The organism is Citrobacter sp. wls714 (assembly GCF_005281025.1).
GTDB lineage: Bacteria > Pseudomonadota > Gammaproteobacteria > Enterobacterales > Enterobacteriaceae > Citrobacter > Citrobacter werkmanii.
This window is the reverse complement of record NZ_SZWZ01000034.1, coordinates 1-215: the sequence shown is the minus strand read 5'-3', so window position 1 is coordinate 215 and position 215 is coordinate 1. Positions and strand designations below refer to the sequence as shown.

1 pseudogene is annotated in these 215 nt (G+C 62.8%); it reads left to right on the top strand.

From position 1 onward, the window contains the following. A pseudogene (locus FDX11_RS09755) lies at window positions 1-215 on the top strand (type VI secretion system tip protein VgrG); the annotation flags it as partial.

Below are 215 nucleotides of genomic sequence, written 5' to 3'. Positions count from 1 at the left end.
GGCACCACGCTCAGTAACAGCCTGGACGTCATCCCGGCTGACCGGACATGGCGCTCCTCCCCGTTGCCCAAACCCTCCGTTGACGGCCCGCAGAGCGCCATTGTTACCGGCCCGGCTGGTGAGGAAATCTTCTGCGATGAGCATGGCCGCGTGCGGGTACGTTTTCACTGGGACCGCTATTGTCCCGGAAACGAAGACAGCTCCTGCTGGATACG